This is a genomic window from Flavobacterium sp. 25HG05S-40 (assembly GCF_052654735.1).
Genome location: NZ_CP199750.1, coordinates 3,067,949 through 3,091,609 on the forward strand (window position 1 = coordinate 3,067,949; position 23,661 = coordinate 3,091,609).

17 protein-coding genes and 1 tRNA gene are annotated in these 23,661 nt (G+C 38.0%); 9 read left to right on the top strand and 9 right to left on the bottom strand.

The features are described from left to right. Positions 1 to 28 precede the first annotated feature (28 nt). From ACULEU_RS13310 to ACULEU_RS13330, 5 genes are all read left to right on the top strand, one after another. Entirely contained in the window at positions 29 to 1,174 is a 1,146-nt protein-coding gene (locus tag ACULEU_RS13310; RefSeq protein ID WP_445454861.1) for an aminotransferase class I/II-fold pyridoxal phosphate-dependent enzyme, read from the top strand. Positions 1,175 to 1,176: 2 nt separating this feature from the next. Further along, positions 1,177 to 1,581 carry a DUF2007 domain-containing protein gene (locus ACULEU_RS13315; RefSeq protein ID WP_445453050.1) on the top strand — a complete coding sequence of 135 codons (405 nt, stop codon included), beginning with the start codon at positions 1,177 to 1,179 and terminating at the stop codon, positions 1,579 to 1,581. 145 nt (positions 1,582 to 1,726) lie between these two features. Continuing rightward, a complete protein-coding gene (gene bioD, locus ACULEU_RS13320) occupies positions 1,727 to 2,344 on the top strand; it encodes a dethiobiotin synthase (RefSeq protein ID WP_445453051.1) in 618 nt (205 codons plus the stop codon). A gap of 114 nt (positions 2,345 to 2,458) precedes the next feature. Next, on the top strand, positions 2,459 to 3,730 hold the full coding sequence (gene bioA, locus ACULEU_RS13325; RefSeq protein WP_445453052.1) for an adenosylmethionine--8-amino-7-oxononanoate transaminase: 1,272 nt from the start codon (positions 2,459 to 2,461) through the stop codon (positions 3,728 to 3,730). Between the two features lie 32 nt (positions 3,731 to 3,762). After that, entirely contained in the window at positions 3,763 to 4,911 is a 1,149-nt protein-coding gene (locus ACULEU_RS13330) for a beta-ketoacyl synthase N-terminal-like domain-containing protein (protein WP_445453053.1), read from the top strand. On the opposite strand, the gene ACULEU_RS13335 is transcribed toward ACULEU_RS13330, so the two are convergent. After that, the gene (locus ACULEU_RS13335; protein ID WP_445453054.1) at positions 4,904 to 5,377 is read right to left on the bottom strand and encodes a regulatory protein RecX; all 474 of its coding nucleotides are present in this window, start codon (positions 5,375 to 5,377) and stop codon (positions 4,904 to 4,906) included. The two genes, ACULEU_RS13330 and ACULEU_RS13335, sit on opposite strands and share 8 nt — an antisense overlap. Before the next feature lie 309 nt (positions 5,378 to 5,686). On the opposite strand from ACULEU_RS13335, the gene ACULEU_RS13340 reads away from it, so the two are divergent. Continuing rightward, positions 5,687 to 10,573, top strand: a complete 4,887-nt coding sequence (locus ACULEU_RS13340) for a choice-of-anchor D domain-containing protein (RefSeq protein WP_445453055.1) — start codon at positions 5,687 to 5,689, stop codon at positions 10,571 to 10,573. A 76-nt stretch (positions 10,574 to 10,649) separates the two neighbouring features. On the opposite strand, the gene bioB is transcribed toward ACULEU_RS13340, so the two are convergent. The 4 genes from bioB to ACULEU_RS13360 form a co-directional block, all read right to left on the bottom strand. Further along, the gene (bioB, locus tag ACULEU_RS13345) at positions 10,650 to 11,735 is read right to left on the bottom strand and encodes a biotin synthase BioB (protein ID WP_445453056.1); all 1,086 of its coding nucleotides are present in this window, start codon (positions 11,733 to 11,735) and stop codon (positions 10,650 to 10,652) included. Positions 11,736 to 11,813: 78 nt separating this feature from the next. Next, a complete protein-coding gene (locus ACULEU_RS13350) occupies positions 11,814 to 12,254 on the bottom strand; it encodes a hypothetical protein (protein WP_445453057.1) in 441 nt (146 codons plus the stop codon). Between the two features lie 119 nt (positions 12,255 to 12,373). After that, positions 12,374 to 13,303: a bifunctional riboflavin kinase/FAD synthetase gene (locus tag ACULEU_RS13355; RefSeq protein ID WP_445453058.1), complete on the bottom strand. Its 930-nt coding sequence runs from the start codon at positions 13,301 to 13,303 to the stop codon at positions 12,374 to 12,376. 85 nt (positions 13,304 to 13,388) lie between these two features. Further along, positions 13,389 to 13,799, bottom strand: coding sequence for a hypothetical protein (locus ACULEU_RS13360; RefSeq protein WP_445453059.1), 411 nt, complete (start codon positions 13,797 to 13,799; stop codon positions 13,389 to 13,391). Positions 13,800 to 14,125: 326 nt separating this feature from the next. Between ACULEU_RS13360 and ACULEU_RS13365 the strand changes: the two genes are divergently transcribed. Then, complete coding sequence (locus tag ACULEU_RS13365; RefSeq protein WP_445453060.1) at positions 14,126 to 16,831, top strand: zinc-dependent metalloprotease; 2,706 nt, start codon at positions 14,126 to 14,128, stop codon at positions 16,829 to 16,831. A gap of 57 nt (positions 16,832 to 16,888) precedes the next feature. On the opposite strand, the gene pth is transcribed toward ACULEU_RS13365, so the two are convergent. From pth to ACULEU_RS13380, 3 genes are all read right to left on the bottom strand, one after another. After that, positions 16,889 to 17,557 (bottom strand): aminoacyl-tRNA hydrolase, encoded by a 669-nt coding sequence (pth, locus tag ACULEU_RS13370; protein WP_445453061.1) that lies wholly within the window; start codon positions 17,555 to 17,557, stop codon positions 16,889 to 16,891. 81 nt (positions 17,558 to 17,638) lie between these two features. Further along, complete coding sequence (locus ACULEU_RS13375) at positions 17,639 to 18,241, bottom strand: 50S ribosomal protein L25/general stress protein Ctc (protein ID WP_445453062.1); 603 nt, start codon at positions 18,239 to 18,241, stop codon at positions 17,639 to 17,641. Positions 18,242 to 18,417: 176 nt separating this feature from the next. Then, the gene (locus ACULEU_RS13380) at positions 18,418 to 19,359 is read right to left on the bottom strand and encodes a ribose-phosphate pyrophosphokinase (protein ID WP_445453063.1); all 942 of its coding nucleotides are present in this window, start codon (positions 19,357 to 19,359) and stop codon (positions 18,418 to 18,420) included. A gap of 279 nt (positions 19,360 to 19,638) precedes the next feature. Between ACULEU_RS13380 and ACULEU_RS13385 the strand changes: the two genes are divergently transcribed. Then, a tRNA-Leu gene (locus ACULEU_RS13385) sits at positions 19,639 to 19,718 on the top strand. Between the two features lie 62 nt (positions 19,719 to 19,780). Here ACULEU_RS13385 and ACULEU_RS13390 read toward each other — a convergent pair. Next, positions 19,781 to 20,800 carry a LacI family DNA-binding transcriptional regulator gene (locus ACULEU_RS13390; RefSeq protein WP_445453064.1) on the bottom strand — a complete coding sequence of 340 codons (1,020 nt, stop codon included), beginning with the start codon at positions 20,798 to 20,800 and terminating at the stop codon, positions 19,781 to 19,783. A gap of 156 nt (positions 20,801 to 20,956) precedes the next feature. Between ACULEU_RS13390 and ACULEU_RS13395 the strand changes: the two genes are divergently transcribed. After that, entirely contained in the window at positions 20,957 to 23,581 is a 2,625-nt protein-coding gene (locus ACULEU_RS13395) for a TonB-dependent receptor domain-containing protein (RefSeq protein WP_445453065.1), read from the top strand. The last annotated feature ends 80 nt before the right edge of the window (positions 23,582 to 23,661 follow it).

The window sequence follows — 23,661 nt, forward strand, 5'->3', positions numbered from 1 at the left end:
TTTTATAAAAGTTGCTTATTTTTGAATGATGGAAAACGAGCCAAAATCAGTACAACAAAAACTTCAACTGCGACAAGAACAAAACGCCTTGAGAAGGCTAGCAATATCTGATAACGCGATAGATTTTACGTCCAATGATTATATAGGTTTTGCTAAAAACGAAACGATTTTTCATCAAACCCATCAATTTCTTTTAGACAACAACATCAAGGAAAATGGCGCTACCGGTTCGCGTTTGCTTTCGGGAAACCACGCCTTATATCCTGAAACCGAAGAATATATTGCTAAATTTCATCAAGCGGATGCTGCTTTAATTTTCAATTCGGGTTATGATGCGAACGTTGGCTTTTTTAGTTCGGTTCCGCAACGAAATGATCTCATTTTATTTGACGAATTGTGCCATGCTTCGATTCGAGACGGCATCCAAATGAGCCATGCGAAAGCGTATAAGTTTGGACATAATGACTTTGAGGAATTGGAAAAACTAATTCAAAAATACGCCTCAGAAAGCAACGAAATTTACATCGCAACCGAAAGTGTTTTCTCCATGGACGGTGATTGTCCTAATCTGGAGCAGCTGACTACTTTAGCAGAAAAATATCTTGCTTATCTGGTCATTGACGAAGCACATGCTTTGGGCGTTTTTGGGAGTAATGGCGAAGGACTGATTCAAAGTTTAGGGTTACAAAACAAGGTTTTTGCCCGTATCATGACGTTCGGAAAAGGATTGGGCTGTCATGGTGCTGCTATTCTGGGAAGTGAAAATCTGAAAAGCTATCTCGTCAACTTTGCCCGCAGTTTTATATATACCACAGGACTTTCGCCTCACAGTATTGCTACTATTTTGCAGTCCTATAAAAGTTTGTTCCATGAAAAGGAAGCACTTCAAAAGTTACAGTCCAATATTATTTTTTTTAATCAGGAGAAGATGCGTTTGGGATTAAAACCTTTATTCGTTTATAGCAAGTCGGCGATACAATGCGCTATTCTTCCGGGGAATGAAAACGTCAAAAGCATAGCGACACAACTCCAACAAAACGGCTTTGATGTGCGACCTATTTTATCTCCCACCGTTCCCGAAGGTCAGGAACGTTTGCGTTTTTGTCTGCACTCTTATAATTCAGAAGCCGAAATCTCCAAGGTGTTGGAATTGTTAGCTACCTTTGTGTTCTAATTATGGAAGAAGAAAAATTTACATTAATAAGACGCTTTCAATATTCTAGCGAAGCAGTTATTTATCAAGGAAAATTGGAAAGTCAAGGCGTAGAAGTTTTTTTGAGAGACCTCAACACTATCGATTCGAATCCATTATACAGCAATGCTGTTGGCGGCATCAAATTATTTGTAAAAACAGAAGATGTTATCAGAGCTAATGAGATTTTGGGTGATGTTAGTTTATTTTCTGTTGATGATGATAATCTGCCTTTAAAATGTCCGAACTGTGGTGCAGAACAGGTTGAAATGGAAACTTCAATAAACGGAATCACATCCTTTTTCAGGGTGGTTTTTTTTGGTGTGTTTGCTCTTTTATTTTCAAAGTATAAATACAAATGTCAAAACTGCCATGCCGAATTTGATTAATCGAATTTTAGTAGCCAGAAATCCACGAATGTTTTTGATAAATTTATCCCTATTTTCTTTATCGATTTTATAAAGTTAGATAGTACTTTTGCGCTATCCTTAGTGCATTACATTTATTCGTGCATTGTTGGCAAAAACAAAGATTATGAAACTATTCATCACAGGAATTGGTACCGATGTTGGTAAAACCATTGCCTCAGCCATCGTAACCGAAGCTTTAGAAGCAGATTATTGGAAACCCATTCAGGCCGGAGATTTGGATGCTAGTGACACACACAAGATTAAATCCTATATCACAAATCCCAAATCCCAATTTCACTCGAATGCTTATGCCTTGAATACACCCGCGAGTCCACATCTGGCAGCTGCTTTGGACGGAATTACTATCGATTTGAAGCAAATCCAAGAACCAAAAACCGACAATCATCTTGTTATTGAAGGTGCGGGCGGTATTTTAGTCCCGCTTAATGATACCGATTGTATAATCGATTTAATTCAGAAAGACTATAACGTTATTGTGGTATCGCGTCATTATTTGGGAAGTATCAACCATACATTGCTGACTATAGAAGCCCTGAAAAATAAGAATATCAACATTGCGGGCATTATTTTTTCGGGAGATGAAAATAAAGCAACCGAAACGATTATTCTAAAGAAAACCGGAGTCAAATGTATTGGCCGAATTGACAACGAACCGTATTTTGATGCCAATGTAATCCGATATTATGCGGATATATTTCGAGACAATCTTTTAAATTTATAAGAAACAAGAGCAAAGAAGCAAGAAGAAAGATTTTTTCTTAACGTATCTTTGCAATCATAACTTCGAAGAAGCTTTAGTCTTTTCTCTGGCTTCTTTCTTCTATTTTCTTAATACATGAATCTTTCCGAAAGAGACAGACTATACAATTGGCATCCCTACACCCAACACAAAACTGCGGCTGATTTTCCGGCGATTGTGAAAGGAAGCGGTGCATTGCTTTGGGACGAAAACGACAAGGAATATATTGATGCTATTGCTTCTTGGTGGGTTAATCCGTATGGCCATTCCAATAAAATCATTGCTGATGCTATTTATGACCAACTAACCACTTTAGAACACGTTTTGTTTGGTGGTTTTACACACGACAAAGCGGTCTTATTGGCCGAAAAGTTAATGGAAATTTTGCCCGACAATCAGAAAAAACTATTTTATTCCGACAATGGCTCAACTGCGGTGGAAGTGGCTTTGAAAAGCGCTTTGCAATATTTTTATAATAAAGGCATCCCAAAAACCAAAATCATAGCTTTTAAAGATGCTTTTCATGGAGATACTTTTGGCGCTATGGCTTCGAGTGGCATTACCTTTTTTACCGAAGCCTTCAAAGGTTCGTTGTTAGAAGTCATCCGGATTCCAGTTCCGACTATTGGAAATGAAGAACAAAGTATAAATGCGCTTAAAGATTTGGTGGCCACCAATGACTTTGCGGCTTTTATTTTTGAGCCTTTGGTTCAAGGTGCGGCCGGAATGGTAATCTATTCGCCCGATGCTTTGGATGAAATGATTGCTGTTTGTCAACAAAATAACGTGTTCACAATTGCCGATGAAGTAATGACGGGCTTTGGTAAAACAGGGAAAACATTTGCTACAGACTATTTGGCTAACAAACCCGACATGATGTGTTTGTCAAAAGCACTGACTGGAGGAACGATTCCGATGGCGATTACCACTTTCTCACAAGATATCTTTGACGGTTTTTTTGATGATGATACCAACAAAGCATTGTTTCACGGACACACTTTTACGGCCAATCCTACTGGATGTGCTGCAGCTTTAGCGAGTATCAGTCTATTGCAAAGTGAGGAGATGCAAAAAAATATTGTTCGAATCAACCAATCGCATTTAGTGTTTGAAAAGAGGATTCAGTTACATCCTAAAGTGAAAACGACAAGGGTTCTCGGCGTCATTTTTGCGCTAGAAATCAAAACTGAAAATCAGGAAAGTTACTACGGAACGATGCGCAATACACTCTATAATTTCTTTATTGAAAACGGAATCATTCTGCGACCTGTAGGGAACATTGTTTATATTTTACCGCCTTATGTCATTACCGATGAACAATTGGAAAAAGTATATGATGCTGTCGGAAAAGCGCTGGAAATAGTGTAGTTTTGCACCCATAATACCTTAATAGAATTACCTTGAAAACTCCGATTGCCATTACGTCTATAGCTTCATTTTCGCCGTTAGGAAAAACTGCTGCGGACGTTTGGGAGGAATATTCGAGTCCAAGAACGCTCATTGTAGAAAAAAAAGTCGGTGACGGCACTACTTTGATTGCACCCATAACGGAGTTGTTACAACAAGAGGTAAGCGCATTGCGAAACTCGGACACTAAATACAAATCCTTAGATAATTCGGTGCTTTATGCTATATTGGCTTCAAGAGAAGCGGTAAAAAATGCCGGTTGGAACGATTCGGAATTTGGTATCAATATTGGATCATCCCGTGGTGCCACAGCGCTATTTGAAAAACATCATCAGGAATTTCTAGGAACTGGGAAAACACCTACACTTGCCTCGCCTACAACTACTTTAGGCAATATTTCAACATGGGTTGCCCATGATTTAAAATCAATTGGCCCCGAATTATCGCACTCCATCACTTGTTCAACAGCCTTGCACGCTTTGTTAAATGGTATGGCTTGGTTGCAGGCTGGCATGGCTGATAAATTCTTAGTTGGTGGAAGCGAAGCACCGTTGACTCCATTTACCATTGCGCAAATGCGTGCTTTGAAAATTTATGCTAAAGAGAATTCAGAATATCCTTGTCGCGCTTTGGATTTGACAAAAACCAAAAACACTATGGTTTTAGGTGAAGGTGCTGCAATGGCGTGTTTGGAATTAGGAGAAAAAACAAATGCGCTGGCTTATGTTACCGGATTTGGGTATGCAACAGATGATTTACAACACAGTATTTCTATTACAGATGAAGCCGAATGTTTCCAGAAATCGATGAAAATGGCTTTGGGAACCAGTAATCCTGATGAAGTTGATGTTGTGGTTATGCACGCTCCGGGAACCATAAAAGGCGATCAATCCGAATTTAAAGCGATACAAAAAGTATTCGGAAAACTTCCGATGCTTACTACAAATAAATGGAAAGTCGGGCATACTTTTGGAGCTTCAGGCATGCTTAATCTTGAAATGGCGATTATGATGCTACAAAAGCAGCAGTTTATTGGAGTTCCCTTTGTAACGGAACAAAATCCGCGAAAAGAAATTAGAAAAATACTGATTAACGCTGTGGGTTTTGGTGGCAATGCTGTGAGTATTTTAGTGTCTAAGTAAGCTTTTCCAATTGCTTTAGTTTTTCATACACCAAAGTACTTTCCCAACCTCTTCGCAATAAATAATCGCAGAACTTTTTGTTTTTCTTTTGTCCTTTTCTTTCTGTGAGACTGCTCCAATGTCTTTCAGCTAAGCTATCAAAAATTGTTTCGTATTCTTCCTCAGTAATTTCGGTTAGTGCAGATTTGATGTTAGGTGCTGAGATTTGACGTTGCTTGAGTTCATTTACAATTCTGATTTTTCCCCATGCTTTTATGCGGTGTTTTCCTCGGGCAAAACTTCGGGCAAAGCGCTCTTCGTTGAGAAAATTATGTTGCAACAAATGCACTACTATGGCATCTACTTCATCGGATTTCATTCCTAAATCATAGCATTTCTGCACCACGTCCTGATGACAACGCTCCTGATAAGAACAATAGTATTCCAATTTAAGCTTCGCTTCGGTTACTGATAATTTTTCGCTCATTTTTGTATGAAAAGTAAAACAACAAAGTTAGAAAATTGAACCTATCAGCATAATTTTTTTTAAGATTAAACCGATGAATACTATTAAAAATGTAAATAAAAACATAATGTGCTTTTTTTATTAACAATTTAGCGCATAAAAGACACATTTTATTAATAATTTCTTAAGGCGAAACCGTTGTAATTTAGTAATTTAGATGTAGTTTTGCTGTCCCGTTTTCTACCAACTAAGTCTTGACCTTTTTTTGTGTCACAGAAGGAGTGTCTATTACTATGAAAACGAATGGAATAACTTAATTCATTTTTTATAATGAAAGTAAAATTACTTTTAATTGCTCTTTTGGTAAGTTGCTTCTCTTGGGGGCAAATAGCTTCTGATGGTCTGAATAACACGACTACTTTATTTACATTAACTGGTGGTGCCTATTTCACCGGAAATTCTGTAGCTGGGGATCGACCTGCTACTTCGCCATTTTTTTCAGAAGGAACTCATTCAAGAGGAATAAACAACGGTACAGCAACCTTAGTTACTAGCAATATAAATACCAGTTTATATACGGTCATTTCAACAACATTTAGGCTTGCATCCTTTTCAATAGGATCTACAGCAAATGGTGCTGATGGAACTGATATCGTAACTGTAGAGATAAGTCCCGATGGAGGAGTAAATTATTATCCCACTGTAAGGGTTTTGGGGAATACCAATGCGTATTGGGCTTATTCAGCTACAGGTATAGCTACAACAGCTTATGACGGTAATGTTACCCCTGTTGATTTTGCTCCTGCTACTGGTGGAAGCCGAACTACAGATGGCTATTCTACAGTAACGGTTACAGGACTTCCCGCCGTTACTAATTTGAGAGTGAGAATCACGATGTTAAATAATTCTGCTAATGAACAATGGGTAATGGATAATTTTATAGTGTCGGGTACACTTTCTACTCCCTGCACCACTCCTGGAACGCAAGCTTCTGCCCTAACATCTAGCAATGTAACGACAACTGGTGCCAATTTATCATGGACCGATGGCGCGAGTACCTCAGGAACTTTGGTATCGCTTCGTTTAGCTGGTGCACCTACAGCACCTACATCTGGAACAGATTATACACCAACCTTAAACTTTGCTACTGCAACTGGAGCCAATTTAATTAGTGCTGGTAATGTGGTTGTGGCCAAAAATGCTACTGGATCTGTTACAGGAATTACAGGATTAACCGCAGGCACACAATATACCGCAACGCCTTACGCTTACAATGGTGCTGGTACCAATGTATGTTTTAACACTACAAATCCTGAAAGTTTTAATTTCTGGACGTTAGCCAACGAGCCTGCGAGTCATGGTTCATTTACCACTTGTGGTGCTTCTACTCCAACTTCTATAGTTGTGAATTTTGCCTCTGCAGGTTCCATTGCTGCCTCTGGTTATTTGATATTGTATCGCCAAGGAGGCACGCCGACAGGTTTGCCAGTTGACGGAACTATATATGGTGCTGCGACTGCCATTGGAGACGCCACAGTAGGTACGTATGTTAGTTCAACTCTTGCCACTTCAGCAACGATAAGTGGTTTAAATGGTGGAACAACTTATACTTTTACATTGATTCCTTACAACGCTGTTGCAGGTCCAGTTGCCTCGACTGTCAATTATAGAACAGTAGCTACGATTCCAACTTTAACATGCAGTACCACTCCGGCTCCAGAAATAAATGTAAGAGGGATTGTAGGTTCTAATCCAACCATAAGTGATGGAGATGTAACCCCTAGTGGACTGGACAATACTTTGTATGGGACATTTGTTGTGGCAACTCCAAGTCCTACCAAAACCTTTAGAATAGAGAATACAGGAAATGCTAATTTAGCTATTAGTGCTTTAAGTATGGTTGGAGGAGATTCAGGAGATTTTACCTTTCCGGCCATCACTTTTCCACTCAATATTGCGGCTGGTGCTTTTTATGATCTTGTCGTAACATTTACTCCAGGTGCAGCAGGAACAAGAACGACAACTTTGACCATTACAAGTAACGATTCTAATGAAGGAACGTATAATTTTTCGATTCAAGGAACAGGTACAGCAACAGCTCTTGTTGAAATAAATGTAAGAGGGAACGGGCAAAGTATTCCTGACAACAGTATTTATCCGCAAGGCACCAACTGGACCAATTTCCCGGTTACCTTGCAAGGTGGTTCATCAACTAGAATCTTTACTATTGAAAATTTAGGTACAACTTCACTTTCATTGACGGGTGCATCGCCTTACATCCAAATTACAGGAGCTAATGCTTCGCTGTTCACTGTTACAATAATTCCTTCAAATGCCATAGCCGGAGGAGGCTCTACTACATTCCAAATCACATTTAGTCCTACATCAGGTGGAACAAAAAATGCGACTATCTTAATTTACAGCAATGATAGTGATGAGAACCCTTATAACTTTAATATCAGAGGTACTTGTCAAGGTTCAAACAATATTTATGTCACCGGAAACGGTAATGATGTTCCAAAAGGTTCCTTAACAACATCAACAACCAATCTGACGAACTTCGGTTTGATCCCCGTAACAACAGGGCTAAAACAAAATACTTTTGTCATTACTAATTTATCAGCATCTACAACCTATTTATCAACCGTAACTTTATCTGGCGCAGATGCTACAATGTTTTCTGTTGTTTCACAACCTAACAATGGTGCATTTGGCTCAGGAAATACTACTTCATTTACCATAAATTTTACCCCAACCTCTGCCGGTGTTAAAAATGCTACAGTAACATTTAGTGTCTTTACAAATTCCGGAAGAACTACTCCCGATCCTTTGGACCCTGTATTTACTTTTGCCATCTCAGGTGAAGGTATTGTGTATACTCCTTGTAGTAATAATGCTGTACAAACTATAGTAATTCAAGATTTCGAAGCTGTACCTGCAACTCCAACCTGGGGATATAGCCCGATTGTAACAGACGGTACCGTAACCACAAACACAGGAGGCACCTACAACAATGGTTCTGGAGCAGTGAATGCGTTTGTTGGTGCTAGATCTTTCCAGTTCAGAGGGATTGGAACTACAACTACCCGAAGTGCCGTTTTAACCTTAAATGCCGTTGATGTAAGTCAATATAACAATATCAATTTTTCCATGAGAGTAGGGGCATTTAGAGCTAGCGGAACAACTCAAGGTCTTGATGTTAATGATCTTGTTCAGGTAGAAACTAGCGTTGATGGCGGAGTTAACTGGTCAGTAGAATCAGTTTTGAGAGGTTTCACTAATTCAAGGTGGAATTTTGCTACGACCGGAACATTTAACGCTTATTATACCGGAAATAATAGTGGGGTCTCCTTAGACACACGAAATGGTAATGCAGAATTGACGGGAGCAGCAGGAATTTCTACTTATTACGTTAGAAATTTACCACAGTCCACCAATTTATTAATAAGAGTTACTCTTAATGTTGATAGAGATGATGAACTTTGGGCTCTTGATGATATAAAAATTGAGGGTCAAACAGCACAAGCTACTACATGGAATGGTTCTGCTTGGTCGGCTGGATTCCCAACACCAAGTACCAAAGCAATTTTTGCTGGTGATTATACCACCACTGCTGCATTCGAACATGGAAGTATAGAAGCCTGCGAATGTCAGGTAAATACAGGAAGAAACGTTACTGTAGATACTGGATACTATTTTGAAATACAGAGTAATATTATCAATGCCGGTAATTTGACTATTGCCAACAACGCAAGTTTGGTTCAAGTAAATGATACAGCTACAAATTCAGGCAGTATAACGTACCAACGAACGCCAACCGGAATTAGAGGCTATGACTATATTTATTGGTCTTCTCCTGTTATTGGTCAGTCAATAGACAACTTATATTCTAGTCCAACACCTGGTTACCGATACCGCTGGGATACTTTAGCGGCGAATATTAATAGTCCGATTAGTTCGGGTAATTGGTTGCCAACTTCAGGTACAATGGCTCCTGGAAATGGTTATATCATGAGAGGCTCTAACGCGTACGGACTACCAGCATCGAGCATTCCAGCTGTTTTTACAGGCGTTGCCAATAATGGAATTGTACCTGTGACTATCTACCGCGGAAGCAACACCACACCAAGCACTCTAGGTCCAGGAAACAGTGTCAATGTTTCTAACTTTGATGACAATTGGAATTTAGTTGGGAATCCTTATCCTTCAGCAATTAGTGCTTTAGACTTTTTGTCGTACAACACAGATTTACAAGGTTACGTTTATTTGTGGACTCATGGCGCAGCTCCAGTTTCTTCACAAAATCCATTTTATAATTGGTATTTATATAATTACAGCGCTGTCGACTATTCCATTCATAATGGCACAGCAAATGTGAGCGGCCCTTCTTTCAACGGCTACATTGCAGGCGGACAAGGATTTTTTGTTTTGATGAATGATGGCGCAGCAGCAAGCAGCACGATTAATTTTAAAAACAGCATGCGTAATAAATCGTATGCAAACAATCAGTTTTTCCGAACTTCAGAAACTGGCGAGGAAGAGAAAAGTAGAATTTGGTTAGATTTATTAGACAGTAATAATGTACCGGTAAGAACTGCTATCGGTTATGTTCCGAATGCAACTAATGGTTTGGACCGATTGTATGATGCCTATAAAAATATTGCAAACGAGACTAACATTTATTCGTTAGAAGCAAACGAAACTTTAATAATTCAAGGTAGATCATTACCTTTTATCACCAGCGACACAGTACCAATTGGTATTCGTATCATGCAAGCTGGTTCTTATAAAATTGCTATTGGTGCGCTAGATGGATTATTTTCTGAAGCAACTCAGAATATCTTACTGGAAGATAAACAATTGGGGATTGTACACGACCTAAGACAAAATCCTTATTCTTTTACAACTCAAGTCGGTATTATTAACGATCGATTTGTATTGCGCTATGACCGAAATGCTTTAAGTAATCCTGATTTTGAGGATATAGAAAGCAGTGTAGTTGTATCCACTAGAAATAAGGAAATGACAATTACCTCTTCGATTGAGAACATTCAGCAAGTGACTGTTTTTGATGTATTAGGCAGAGAATTATTTGACGCTAAGAAAATAGAGAACAAGCTCTTTACAACCGCCAACGTTTCTATAAGTCAACAAGCATTAATTATAAAAATTACGCTAGAAAACGGAACGATAGTTACAAGAAAAATAGTGCTATAAAAATATCTTTTAGACCAAAAACGGCCGCATTACTACTAATGCGGCCGTTTTGTATTTAAATACAACAAAGTGCTATTTATTTTCCTTTCCCTGAGGCCTCTAAATTTCTTTCGATGGAGTGTCCTGGACGAGTCCATTTTGGTTTTTCTCCCAATGCCTGATATTGTGAATCTGCAGCTTCGACTGTTTTAGGCTGCATGATTTTTATAAAGGGTTTTTGAGCGACTAATCCTAATGTTTCAAACATTTTCATGTCTTCATTCACATCCGGATTAGGTGTTGTCAGTAATTTATCTCCGGCAAAAATCGAATTCGCTCCGGCAAAAAAGCACATTGCTTGTCCTTCTCGTGACATTTCGGTTCTACCCGCTGATAAACGTACTTGGGTTTCCGGCATTACTATACGGGTAGTAGCTACCATACGTATCATTTCCCAAATTTCTACTGGTTTTTCGTTCTCCATTGGAGTTCCTTCAACAGCTACTAAAGCATTGATTGGAACGGATTCTGGTTGTGGATTTAAAGTTGATAGTGCTACCAGCATTCCTGCTCTGTCCTCTATACTTTCTCCCATTCCGATGATACCACCACTGCAAACAGTCACATTGGTTTTACGCACGTTATCGATAGTTTCCAAACGGTCTTCAAAACCTCTGGTTGAAATTACTTCTTTATAGTACTCTTCCGAAGTATCTAAATTGTGGTTATAGGCATATAATCCTGCTTCCGCTAAACGTTGGGCCTGATTTTCGGTAAGCATTCCCAAAGTACAGCAAACCTCCATATCCAACTTATTGATGGTTCTGACCATTTCCAAAACTTGGTCAAACTCGGCTCCATCTTTTACATTACGCCAAGCAGCACCCATACATACTCTGGAAGACCCATTGGATTTTGCTCGTAAAGCCTGAGCTTTTACCTGACTTACTGTCATCAAATCGTTTCCTTCAATATCGGTGTGGTAACGTGCCGCTTGAGGACAGTAGCCGCAATCTTCAGGACAACCACCCGTTTTGATAGATAATAAAGTAGATACCTGAACGACATTTGGATCGTGATGTTCTCTATGGATTGTAGCGGCTTCGTACAGCAAATCCATTAATGGTTTATTGTATATGTTGATGATTTCGTCTTTGGTCCAATTGTGTTTTGTAATACTCATAGTGCAATTATATATTGCATCAAAAGTAATTAAATTGTCTGTAAGTTACAATTTTGTGCACATTAATAAACAGACAAACTATCCTTGTGGCGCCATTTTTCTTCTCCAATACTGAACGGCTACAAAAACGACCATTAGTGCGGAAGCAATTCCTTCAAACAAGATTCCGATACAATATTGATTTGCAGTAGGTTTTCCTCCAAATAATAAATCTTCCGAAAAGTTATCTACATAAGCATCGCCACCTCTTAATTGAATATAAATCACAAGACCAATAATACTTAGAACGACTCCCATTATTGCAGTAGCTCCGGCCGACATCAGGTTGTGTACATAACCTGTCTTTCCCTCTGCTACATTGGAGCTTAAAGTTCGTGTAACGCCGTAATAAACAAAGAGTACATTAAACATTCTTAACCAAAGAATATCTGAAAGGTCTAAAAAATCTATCACTAAAAAGTACAGCGCGATTCCGGCAAAAATGATAATTGCATTGATAAGTTCTTTTGGCAGTTTCATAAGCATCGTATTTAAGTTAAACATGATACTATAAATTTAAAGTAAATAGCGCAGCCTTGTTAGTTATTTAACAAAACAGATGAAAATACTTCAAGAAAAAGAATATTATTTTGCAGTTGTTAAAGTTGCTTGATATAATCCAAAGCCATAAACTTGTCAAGGCCTAACTGCGTTTTTAACGCTTCGAGAGAATCGAATTTTTGTTCGGAACGCATTCTTTTTAAAAATGTAACCGTAATCATTTGATTATAGATATCCTGATTAAAATCGAATAGATTAATTTCGATGGTTTGATTCGTTCCATCAACGGTTGGTCTTGTTCCGATATTCATCATTCCAAAAACTACTTTATCATTAATAATACACTTTGCTATATAAACGCCGTTAATTGGAATCAGCTTATAGCTTTCGTCTATTTTGATGTTTGCCGTTGGATAACCGATTGTTCTTCCAACTTGTTTGCCTTGGGTTACCATGCCGGTTAAAGAATAATGGTATCCCAAATAATCCGCAGCTAATTCGACATTGCCTTCTAAAAGTGCTGTTCTTATTTTAGTAGAACTTATGGAGACTTCGTTAATCTCTTCTACCGAAATTTGTTCGACCTCAAAACCATAGGTTGTTCCAAAAACGATTAAATCATCAATATTAGCCGTTCGGTTTCTCCCGAAGCGATGATCATAACCAATAATGATTTTCTTCACTTTAAAAACGTCAACCAAAACTTCTTTAACAAATTCTTCTGCCGTTAGTCTTGAAAATTCTTTGTCAAAAGGATGTACAACAAGATTATCAACTCCCAAACCGTCTAACAAGGCTATTTTTTCCTGAAGCGTGTTCAGTTGTTTCATCTCGGTATCTTCCTGAATGACCATTCGTGGATGCGGGAAAAAGGTCAATACTAGGCTTTCACAGTTTCCTGCCTCGGCACTTTTGGTAATTTGTTCCAATATTTTTTGATGTCCAAGATGTACACCATCAAAAGTACCAATAGTAACCACCGTATGCTGATGCGAAGAAAATGACTTTATAGAGTGGAATATTTTCAAAAAGAGTGCTCAATAGGTTAAAGCACAAAAATATGTTTTACAATTTAAAAACAATAATTTTTTGAAGTTTTAATGACAATATGCATCAATAGCTGATTTCATTTATAACCTGTGGTACTTCATTTATGGTAAAATGCAATTCGAAATAGGTTTCTTTTTTGGATACTTTCAGATGAAGTTGACCTTCCTTAACGTAGTACAAACCTGTTTTTCCTCTGCAAAAGCAATACCTGCCAAAAAGCATTTTGGTATTCTGCAATTCGACATCCTTGTAGTTTTGTTCTGAAACAGAATTTGGAAATTCAAAAATAATTTCTTCCTTATATCCTCCATCATAAGCTACTTTATCCATATCTTTTTCATAGAGAAATTGGATGACATTTGTTTTTTCGTTATCAACCATCTTATAAACCAAGGAACCATAACTTTCCGAAAGCTCCAGTTTTTTGTTTTTAAACAAATACATCTTTTTGGCAGTATTGTTGATGGAATCCATTTTCAAAAGCGCTTTGTCTTGGCCCTCATTTTGTTTTGTTTTGCAAGAAGCTAAATTTAACAAGAGAAAAGAGAACATTAGAATGGTTAAAACTCGCATAATTATTTATTTGAAAAAGTTATATCAAATATAAGGAAAAGACCATGCCAAAGTTTAATAGCTATTGGCTAGATAATTTCAGTATTACCATCAAAAGAATGCCTTTTATATAATATACACTTAATATTTGTTAAAATTGAAGTTCTATCTATAATAATTCTAAATATAAATTTGCAGATTATTCAAACATAACTATCTTTACCTACTTTTATTTAATCAACAATACCATGAAAAAAAATTTACTTTTAGTTGTTTTTATCTTTTCGGCTAGTTTCTCTTTTGCTCAAAATTCCGCTTGGACGTTTTGGGGAGATTCTAGAGCAGTAACTTCAGAAACGATAAGAAAAACAGCTTATTCTGAAAATCAAAAATTAGTGCAATTCAATGCCAATCAGTTTAAGCAAACACTTGCCAATGTAGCTCAAAAAGCTTCAGGTCAGGCTGGTGTAGAAATCCAATTACCCAACATTAAAGGACAATTGGAAAAATTCCAAGTTTGGGAATCCTCTAACTTTGAACCAGGATTACAAGCTCAATTCCCAGAAATAAGAGCTTATGTTGGAAAAGGAATTACTGATCCTTCTGCTACTTTAAATTTTAGTTTTGCGCCAAAAGGAATTAAAACAATGATTTTCAGAGCGAATACTGGAACAGAATTTATTGAGCCATACACAAAAGACGCTTCGGTTTATATTGTGTTTGATTCGGCTACACGCTACAGAGGTCAACTACCTTTTGTTTGTAGCACAGAAGATTTTGCAACAAATCAAACTATCTCGGATAAATTAGTTAATACCACTCTTGCGAGTAACCAAGTATATAAAACGATGCGTTTAGCATTGTCTTGTACTGGAGAGTATGCGCAATATCATGGAGGAACTGTAGCTGATGCCTTAGCTGCTATGAATGCTACTATGTCAAGATGTAACGGTGTTTTCGAAAAAGATTTAGCTATAAAATTGTTAATCGTTGCTAACAACGCCAATGTGGTGTTTACAAATGCAGCAACCGATCCTTATGCTACCGTTACCGGTGGTAATGCGCCAGCCGCTTGGAACTCTCAATTACAAGCTACTTTAAACAATGCCACTTTTATGGGTGCTGCAAATTATGATATCGGTCACTTATTCGGAGCTTCTGGTGGTGGTGGTAGTGCAGGATGTATCGGATGCGTTTGTGTAGATGCTACTAAAGGTAGCGGAATTACATCACCTGCTGATGAAGTTCCAGAAGGAGACTTTTTTGACATTGACTATGTGGCTCACGAAATGGGTCATCAAATGGGAGCAAATCATACATTTTCACATGGTGGTATCAGTGGAACTGAAAATAGTTCTGTAAATGTGGAACCAGGTTCTGGATCTACTATCATGGCTTATGCCGGAATTGGTGGCGGTGGAACCGATATGCAATCGAATTCAGATGATTACTTTGCTTTTAAAAGTATTTCACAGATTCAATCAAATATGAATCCCAAAACTTGTCCTGTTAGCACTAGCTTGACAGTTACCAACCCTAGACCAACAGTTGCTGTTCAAGGTCCTTCATTTTCTATACCAACAAGTACAGCATTCAAACTTACAGGTTCCGGAACCGGAACTGCAGGTGAAGTTTTAACGTACTGCTGGGAGCAAAATGATGATGCTACAACAATTAGTCCTACAGCAAGTATTCCTTCGCCAACAAAAACTGATGGTCCAAATTTCAGATCTAGAGTACCTAGTTTATCTCCAGTGCGTTATATGCCTCCGTTTTCTGATGTGTTAATGGGAAATTTAACACCAACATGGGAAACAACATCATCTGTAGCTAGAACTTTAGGTTTTGCTTTTACCGTGAGAGATAACGTTCTTGGTGGTGGTCAAACTAATAGTGCCGCAACAGTAGTAACTGTTGTAAATACTGGTTCAGCTTTTGCAATCACTAGTCCAGCAACGGATAATGTTACTTGGGATCCAGGATCAACCGCTGCAGTTAATTGGGATGTTGCAGGAACAACTGCTAACGGAATTAATACTGCCAACGTAAATATCCTTTTCTCAACCGATGGTGGAGCAACCTTCCCTATTGTATTGGCTGCTAATACTCCAAATGATGGTACAGAAAGCTTTACGCTTCCAACTACACCTTCACCAAATTGTAGAATTTTGATTGAAGCTGTAGGAAATATCTTTTATTGTGTATCTAAAAACATCGGTTTAGGGTATACTTTCGCCACTACTTGTAATAGTTACACCAATAATTCAGCACTTGCTATTCCTGATGGATTAGGAGCCAATGTTGCTGGTCCAACAGTAGCTAAAAGTCTAAATGTTCCTATCACTGGAACTATATCTGATGTAAATGTTACTCTAGCTGGTACACATAGTTATTTCTGGGATTTAATTGTTGCTTTGTCGCACCCTGATGGAACGCAAGTAGCTCTTTTAAACAGAAACTGTAATATAGTCTCTACGGGCTTCAATGTTTTATTCAATGACGCTTCTCCTGCTATTGTTTGTGCTGCAAATTTAACTGGAACGTTTAGACCTAGCCAAGTTTTATCGGCTTTAAATGGTAAACCTATGAACGGTTCATGGACTCTTTTGGCAAACGATAATTACAATGGCGATACAGGTTCTATTGGAAACTGGACAATTGAAATTTGTGCGGTAACGGCTCAATTAGCAACTGACGAAAATCAATTGACTGACTTCAGAATTTATCCAAATCCAAACAAAGGGAACTTCAACATTCAATTTGAAAACAATACTTCAAACGAAATTAAAGTAAATGTATTTGACATGAGAGGTAGAGTAATTTTTGAAAACAATTACTCCAATCAAACTACCTTTAACGAAAACATTCAGTTGAGCAATGCTCAAAGTGGAGTATACTTAGTTTCTGTTACTGATGGAAGCAAAAAATTAGTAAAACGAATAGTTATTGAATAATTATTTATCACAAATACTAAAAAAGGGAAATCAAATGATTTCCCTTTTTTTATAACCTTATTTTCCGTTAAAACTATTCATGGTCTCGTTCAGCCCAGCTAAAGCAAAAGATTCTACAATCTCTTTCGCTACCTTATAGCGTTCTGGGAGTTTTTCTCTTTCCGTTTCATTCCACTCTCCTAAAACGTAATCGACCTGCTGTCCTTTTTTGAATTCGTCACTAATTCCAAAACGAAATCTTGGATATTCGGTTGTGTTTAAAATGAGCTGAATATTCTTCAAGCCATTGTGACCACCATCACTCCCTTTTGCTTTTATACGAATAGTTCCGAACGATAAGTTCAAATCATCAGTGATAATCAGCACATTTTCTTTGGCAATATTCTCTTTATCCATCCAATACTTTACGGCTTTACCGCTAAGATTCATATACGTATTTGGCTTTAACAAAATGAGCTTTCTGCCTTTGATACTGTATTCGGCAACAGCTCCCAATTTTGCCGTTTCAAAGGATACGTTAGCATGCTCCGCCACAAAATCCACTATTTTGAAACCTATATTATGGCGTGTATTGACATATTCTACGCCGATATTTCCGAGTCCGACAATTAAGAATTTTTTACTCACTTCTTTACTATTGTTGTTTGATGTTTGTCCCTCCGTTATTATTCCTTCTGAGGCTTCAGAGGTGCTATTTGTTTTAAAGAGTTTTTTTAACCAATTCATAGGCAAAAGTAAACTAATTTGATTGCATAAAAAAAGCACCAGTCGAAACTGATGCTTTTTGGTATGGGAAAAATAAAGGAATTATTTTTTCTTTTTTGCTCCTTTTTCTGCTTTTGCAGCTTCTTGAGCCGCTTTCATAGCAGCACGAGAAATCTTCACTTGAGCTACCACTGTATTATCTGGGTGCATCAATTTAAAGTTTGGAGTAGGCAATTTAGTAACATATAGTTTGTTACCCATTTGCAATTCAGAGATGTTTGCTTCCACAAAATCAGGAAGGTTTTTAGGCAACGCTTTTACTTTTAATCTTCTTAAGTTCAAGCGTAAATCTCCTCCTAAAAGTACCCCTGGAGACGTACCTGTAACTTTAACAGGAACTTCCATAATGATTTCTTTGCTGTCGCTTAACTGAAAGAAGTCAATGTGTAAAATCTTATCAGACACTGGGTGAAACTGAATGTCTTGAAGAATTACATTAGCGCTTTTACCGTTTAAATCCACTACAACTGTATGTGCGTTTGGAGTGTAAACCAAGCCTTTGAATGCTTTTTCTTCTGCTGCAAAATGTACTGGTTGACTTCCTCCGTAAATAACGCAAGGAACCATTCCAGCATCACGTAAGGCTTTAGTAGCTTTTTTGCCTACGCTTTCTCTTTCTGATCCTTTAATCGTAATCGATTTCATTGTAAAAATATATAGTTAATAATAAAAAAATTCTAATTCATTTGGGCGTTCCCCCACCTTCGGCGCGGTCAGGCTTTCCGCAGTACATGGTACTTGCTGCAATCCTTAACGCAATTTCTGCAAAACTTCAAATCTTGTTTCTTGCAGCGAAGTGGTCTTACCACTTTCTCCTTTAATTACATCAGGAACTTCCCGCTGATGGAATTGTTGTGTTGCACCATGTGCATTACTTCTGCAAAAAGAGGTGCACAACTCACCACTCTTATTTTGTTTGATTCTTTCTTTAACGGAATAGAATCGGTAACTATCAATTCTAATAATTTAGAATTCTCTAATTTCTCATAGGCTTCTCCCGACAGAATCGCATGGGTACAAATAGCTCTTACGCTTAACGCCCCTCTTTCTATCATCAAATCAGCCGCTTTAGCCAAAGTTCCTCCAGTGTCCACCATGTCATCCACCAATATTACATTTCTTCCGGTGACATCTCCAATCAATTCCATCGTATCAATGACGTTGGCTGCTTTTCGTTGCTTGTAACAAATAACCACATCCGATTCTAAGAACTTAGAATACGCATAGGCTCTTTTAGAACCTCCCATATCCGGAGATGCAATCGTCAAATTGTCTAACTGCAAACTCTTCACATAAGGCAAAAAGATCGTTGAAGCAAACAAATGATCTACCGGCATTTCGAAAAACCCCTGAATCTGATCGGCATGTAAATCCATCGTCATGATTCTCGTTGCTCCGGCAGTTTCTAATAGTTTTGCTATCAGTTTTGCTCCAATCGGAACTCTAGGTTTGTCTTTTCTATCTTGTCTTGCGTAACCAAAATAAGGAATTACGGGAGTAATGTGTCTGGCTGATGCCCTTTTAGCGGCATCAATCATTAACAAAAGTTCCATTAAATTGTCGGCGCTCGGAAATGTAGAGCAGACAATAAAAACGCGCAATCCTCTAATTGATTCTTCAAAAGAAGGTTGAAATTCACCATCACTAAATCTTGAGAACGTAATCTTACCTAACGGAACACCATAGTTTGTAGCTATTTGTTCGGCCAAATAGACGCTTTGCGAACACGCAAATATTTTTGCTTCTGGTTCTTGATGCGACATTGTAATTAGTTGTTTTATCCTCTGCGCTTCAATCGATACCGCTTTGTCAATGGACTAAAACGTACCGTTTGTAAACGCCTCGGGTGTAGTTAGTTAGTTGTTGCTCGTTTTACCGAGGTGCAAATTTAGGAATAAAATCGAACTCTGAAAGGATATTTTCGAGTATTTTTTTAGAAAATGATATTTTATTTTTTACATTTGCACCGTGTTTAAAAATAAGCAACGCTTTTGTTGTTCATTTTTCGCGATAAACCAACTGTTGTTGGTTTTGTCTGTCAAGCCCGGATGGCGGAATTGGTAGACGCGCTGGTCTCAAACACCTGTGGGAAACCGTGCCGGTTCGACTCCGGCTCCGGGTACAAAAGCTCTTCTGAAAGGAAGAGCTTTTTATTTTACAATCTATTCCAAAATGCACCAATAATTACAAAGTAGATTCGCGTTCAATAACACTGGTATCTAGCTCAACGGTCCTCGGTTTGAAGGACAGCAAATCTTTTTTAGCATTAATTTCCTCCAATAACAATTTGAAAGACGCTACTCCCATGTCAAAACTAGGCTGATCTACGGTACTGAGTTTTGGGGTAATTACCTGCGACATGAACCAATTACTGAATCCAATTACTTTAACCTGTTTAGGAACTTCAATATTCGCATCATTAAAGTATGCTAAAACACCTACTGCAACCAAATCGGTAATGACAAAAATACCATCAACATCAGGATGCTCCTCAATTATCTGTTTGGCAAACGCTTTTCCTTCTTCAAAGGTTACGTTCTTGCAGGTATAAACTAGTTTTGAGTCAAAAGGAATATTGTGTTTTTCTAATGCCTTTTTGTATCCCAAAAACCGGTCGATGGCATTTTGAGGGTTAACCGGACCTCTTATGTGAGCGATTTTGCTGCAGCCTTTTTGTATCAGATGCTGTACCGCATTGAAAGCCGCCTTTTGATCATCAATAATCACCTTGGAACAAGGAATAAGTTTTGAAATTTTATCAAACATCACAAACGGAACCTCTTTTCTGATGATATCCTTTATATGGTCATCATCATTAGAATCATTGGACAACGACATAATAATACCATCCACTCTTTTATTCAGTAGCAGTTCTACTTGCTTTTTCTCCATGGGCAAGGATTCATTCGACTGTAATATAATCACCAAGTATCCATTCTTTTCAGCCTCCGCAATAATGCCGTCAATAACACTCGAAAAAAAATGATGCACTACTTCAGGTATAATTAATCCTATGGTTCTGGATTCCTTTGTTCTGAGATTTACCGCAAAACTATTGGGAGTGTAGCCTAACGATGTCGCTAAATCCAAAACAGCCTTTTTGGTTTTCGGACTTACATCTGGATAGTTTTTCAACGCCTTAGAAACTGTTGTAATGGAGATTCCTAAAGTCTCGGCAATTTGTTTTAAAGTGATCTCTCTCATATAACAAATATGATAAAAATTTCTCAATAGTAAATCGAAAACGTTTTCGTTACTTTCGAAAACGTTTTCGGTGCTGATTTCATAATATTTTGTGAACTAAAAATCTAATTTCGAAAAATAAACCAACAAAATTTATTAATCAAACAAATCACAAAAATGAAAAAAACTACTCAATTTTTGAAAAAGATACTGTTCGTACTAGCGTTATTGCTATTCAATCTCTCTTTTTCTCAATCTGGAAGTCTTTCAGGGAAAGTTATCGATGCCAAAGGGGAATCTGTTATTGGGGCTAACGTTGTTGTAGACAAAACGTCTAAATCCACTACAACAGACGCTGACGGAAACTATACGATTTCAGGCCTGACTGACGGTCCAGCATCAGTTACAGTCTCTTTTATTGGACTAGTAACACAAAACAAAGCAACTTCTATTAGCGGAAAAACAACCTTAGACTTCCAAATGCAGGAGGATTCCAAAACCTTAGAGGAAGTTGTGGTAACGGGAGTTGTCAATCCAAGAACAAAATTAAAATCGAGTGTTTCTGTAACTACTTTAGATGTAAAACAAGTAGAGCAATCAGCACCAAGATCGACCGCAGAAATATTCAGAACCATTCCAGGTATCCGTTCCGAATCTTCGGGTGGTGAAGGAAATGCCAACATTGCTGTTCGTGGTGTGCCTATTTCTTCCGGAGGATCAAAATATTTACAACTACAGGAAGATGGTTTGCCGGTACTTTTATATGGAGATATCGCTTTCGCAACCGCTGATATTTTTACTCGATTTGACCGAAACATCGCTAAAATTGAAGCTATTCGTGGAGGTTCTGCTTCTACGCTTTCCTCTAATTCTCCGGGTGGAATTATCAACTTTATCAGCAAAACCGGTAAAACTGAAGTCGGAAGTATGGCCACAAGTTTTGGTTTGGATTACAATGATTTCAGAACCGATTTAGAATATGGAGCCCGAATAGGCGACGGATTATACTTTCATGCCGGTGGTTTTTACCGAACGGGTGAAGGTGTTAGAAGCCCAGGTTTTGTGGCTAATAATGGTGGTCAGGTTAAATTCAACATCACAAAAGAATTTGAAAAAGGGTCTGTTACTATTTTTACCAAATTCCTTAATGACAGAGCGGCTGCTTTTATGCCAATGCCAATGCAAGTTTCTGGAACTAACAGCAGCCCAAATTGGGAAAGTATCAAAGGCTACGATGCTACGTCTGGAGCCATGCAATCTATTTATTTGGATCACAATGTTGGTTTAGGTCCAAATGGGGAATTACGAAGAGCCAAGGTTTCAGATGGTATGCATCCTGTATCAAAATCTATCGGAATCAGTGCTAACTTCGAATTAGCTGACGGTTGGAAAGTTACTGAAAATGGTCGTTTTTCTTCGAACAGTGGTTTATTTATCGCTCCATTCCCGGCAGAAGTAGCTTCGGCTGCTACCATTGCCAATTCTTTTGGAGCCGGTTCCACATTAACGTTTGCCAATGACGGAACAGCTTTTAATAACCCGAATGGTTTGGTGGCCCGAATTCACATGTTCGACACACAACTAAACAATATGGATAACTTTATGAATGATTTGAGAATCACCAAAAAGTTTGATAAAGTTGGAATTACTGCAGGATATTTCAAATCGATACAAAATATTTCAATGTCGTGGTTGTGGAACTCCTACCTTCAAGAAGTTTCGGATGACAATCCACGTTTAATCAATGTTACGGATGCTACCGGAAATCCATTATCAGAAAACGGTTTGTATGCTTATGGTACTCCGGCTTGGGGGAACTTAGCCCGAAACTATGATACTCAATATAACGTCTCAGCTCCGTATGCTAACATTAGTTTCGACGCTACTGATAAACTTTCCTTAGAAGGAGGCATTCGCTATGATAAAGGACAAGTAAACGGTTCTTTTGCAGGTGGGACTTCAACTACGTTTGACATCAACAATGACAATGTTATTTCGGCCCCAGAACAAAATGTATTTGCCGTAAATACTGCAGATGCCACGGCTGTAGATTATGAGTACGACTATGTGTCTTATACTTTGGGTGCTAATTATTTAATTGATGCACAACAATCTGTTTTTGCTCGATATAGTAAAGGAGCTTCAGCAAAAGCGGATAGAATTTTGTTCTCCGGATTAAACTATTTGGATGGAGATAAAATGAACAGCCTCGATTTCTTAAACCAAGCTGAAATCGGTTACAAAAGAAAATTCTCTAAAGGATATGTGTATGCTACTTTTTTCAGTTCAAAAACGAATGAGCAAGGCGGATACGAAGCAACATCTAACAGTATCATTGACAACGATTACAAATCGATGGGATTGGAGTTAGAAGCTTCTTATAATGCTACCGAGAGCTTAAACTTACGCGGTGGATTTACGTATACTAAAGCTGAAATTGCTTCAGGTGCTAACGAAGGAAACGACCCAAGAAGACAACCAAAAATGATGTATAACTTCATTCCAACGTATAAGTTTTCTAAAAATAAAAATGCTGTTGGTTTGAGCTTTATTGGTCAAACAAAAGCGTACACTCAGGACAGCAACGAGTTGGTTATGGACGGTTTTGTAATCGTAAATGGCTTTGTAGAATTTGAAGTAACCAAAGGATTATCCTTGAACCTTGCCGGAAACAACCTTTTGAACACTTTGGCTATTACCGAAGCAGAAGAAGGAAGCATTACTGAAAATACGGTTAATTATATTAGAGCAAGACCTTTACCAGGAAGATCTATCTCTATGTCATTGTCGTACAGGTTTTAATAAAAATTTTCATGTTTAATTTGGAATGATTCCTGTACCAACAAAAATTGGTATGGGAATTATTTTTAAAATTAAAAACC

Bases quoted from the DNA above. Each gene is read 5' to 3' on its own strand.
- pth (WP_445453061.1), bottom strand. From the start codon at position 17,557: ATGAATTGGTTAAAAAAACTCTTTAAAACAAATAGCACCTCTGAAGCC.
- ACULEU_RS13335 (WP_445453054.1), bottom strand. From the start codon at position 5,377: ATGAGCGAAAAATTATCAGTAACCGAAGCGAAGCTTAAATTGGAATAC.
- ACULEU_RS13350 (WP_445453057.1), bottom strand. From the start codon at position 12,254: ATGAAACTGCCAAAAGAACTTATCAATGCAATTATCATTTTTGCCGGA.
- ACULEU_RS13360 (WP_445453059.1), bottom strand. From the start codon at position 13,799: ATGGATTCCATCAACAATACTGCCAAAAAGATGTATTTGTTTAAAAAC.
- ACULEU_RS13365 (WP_445453060.1), top strand. From the start codon at position 14,126: ATGAAAAAAAATTTACTTTTAGTTGTTTTTATCTTTTCGGCTAGTTTC.
- ACULEU_RS13390 (WP_445453064.1), bottom strand. From the start codon at position 20,800: ATGAGAGAGATCACTTTAAAACAAATTGCCGAGACTTTAGGAATCTCC.
- ACULEU_RS13380 (WP_445453063.1), bottom strand. From the start codon at position 19,359: ATGTCGCATCAAGAACCAGAAGCAAAAATATTTGCGTGTTCGCAAAGC.
- ACULEU_RS13375 (WP_445453062.1), bottom strand. From the start codon at position 18,241: ATGAAATCGATTACGATTAAAGGATCAGAAAGAGAAAGCGTAGGCAAA.
- bioA (WP_445453052.1), top strand. From the start codon at position 2,459: ATGAATCTTTCCGAAAGAGACAGACTATACAATTGGCATCCCTACACC.
- bioB (WP_445453056.1), bottom strand. From the start codon at position 11,735: ATGAGTATTACAAAACACAATTGGACCAAAGACGAAATCATCAACATA.
- bioD (WP_445453051.1), top strand. From the start codon at position 1,727: ATGAAACTATTCATCACAGGAATTGGTACCGATGTTGGTAAAACCATT.
- ACULEU_RS13310 (WP_445454861.1), top strand. From the start codon at position 29: ATGGAAAACGAGCCAAAATCAGTACAACAAAAACTTCAACTGCGACAA.
- ACULEU_RS13315 (WP_445453050.1), top strand. From the start codon at position 1,177: ATGGAAGAAGAAAAATTTACATTAATAAGACGCTTTCAATATTCTAGC.
- ACULEU_RS13395 (WP_445453065.1), top strand. From the start codon at position 20,957: ATGAAAAAAACTACTCAATTTTTGAAAAAGATACTGTTCGTACTAGCG.
- ACULEU_RS13340 (WP_445453055.1), top strand. From the start codon at position 5,687: ATGAAAGTAAAATTACTTTTAATTGCTCTTTTGGTAAGTTGCTTCTCT.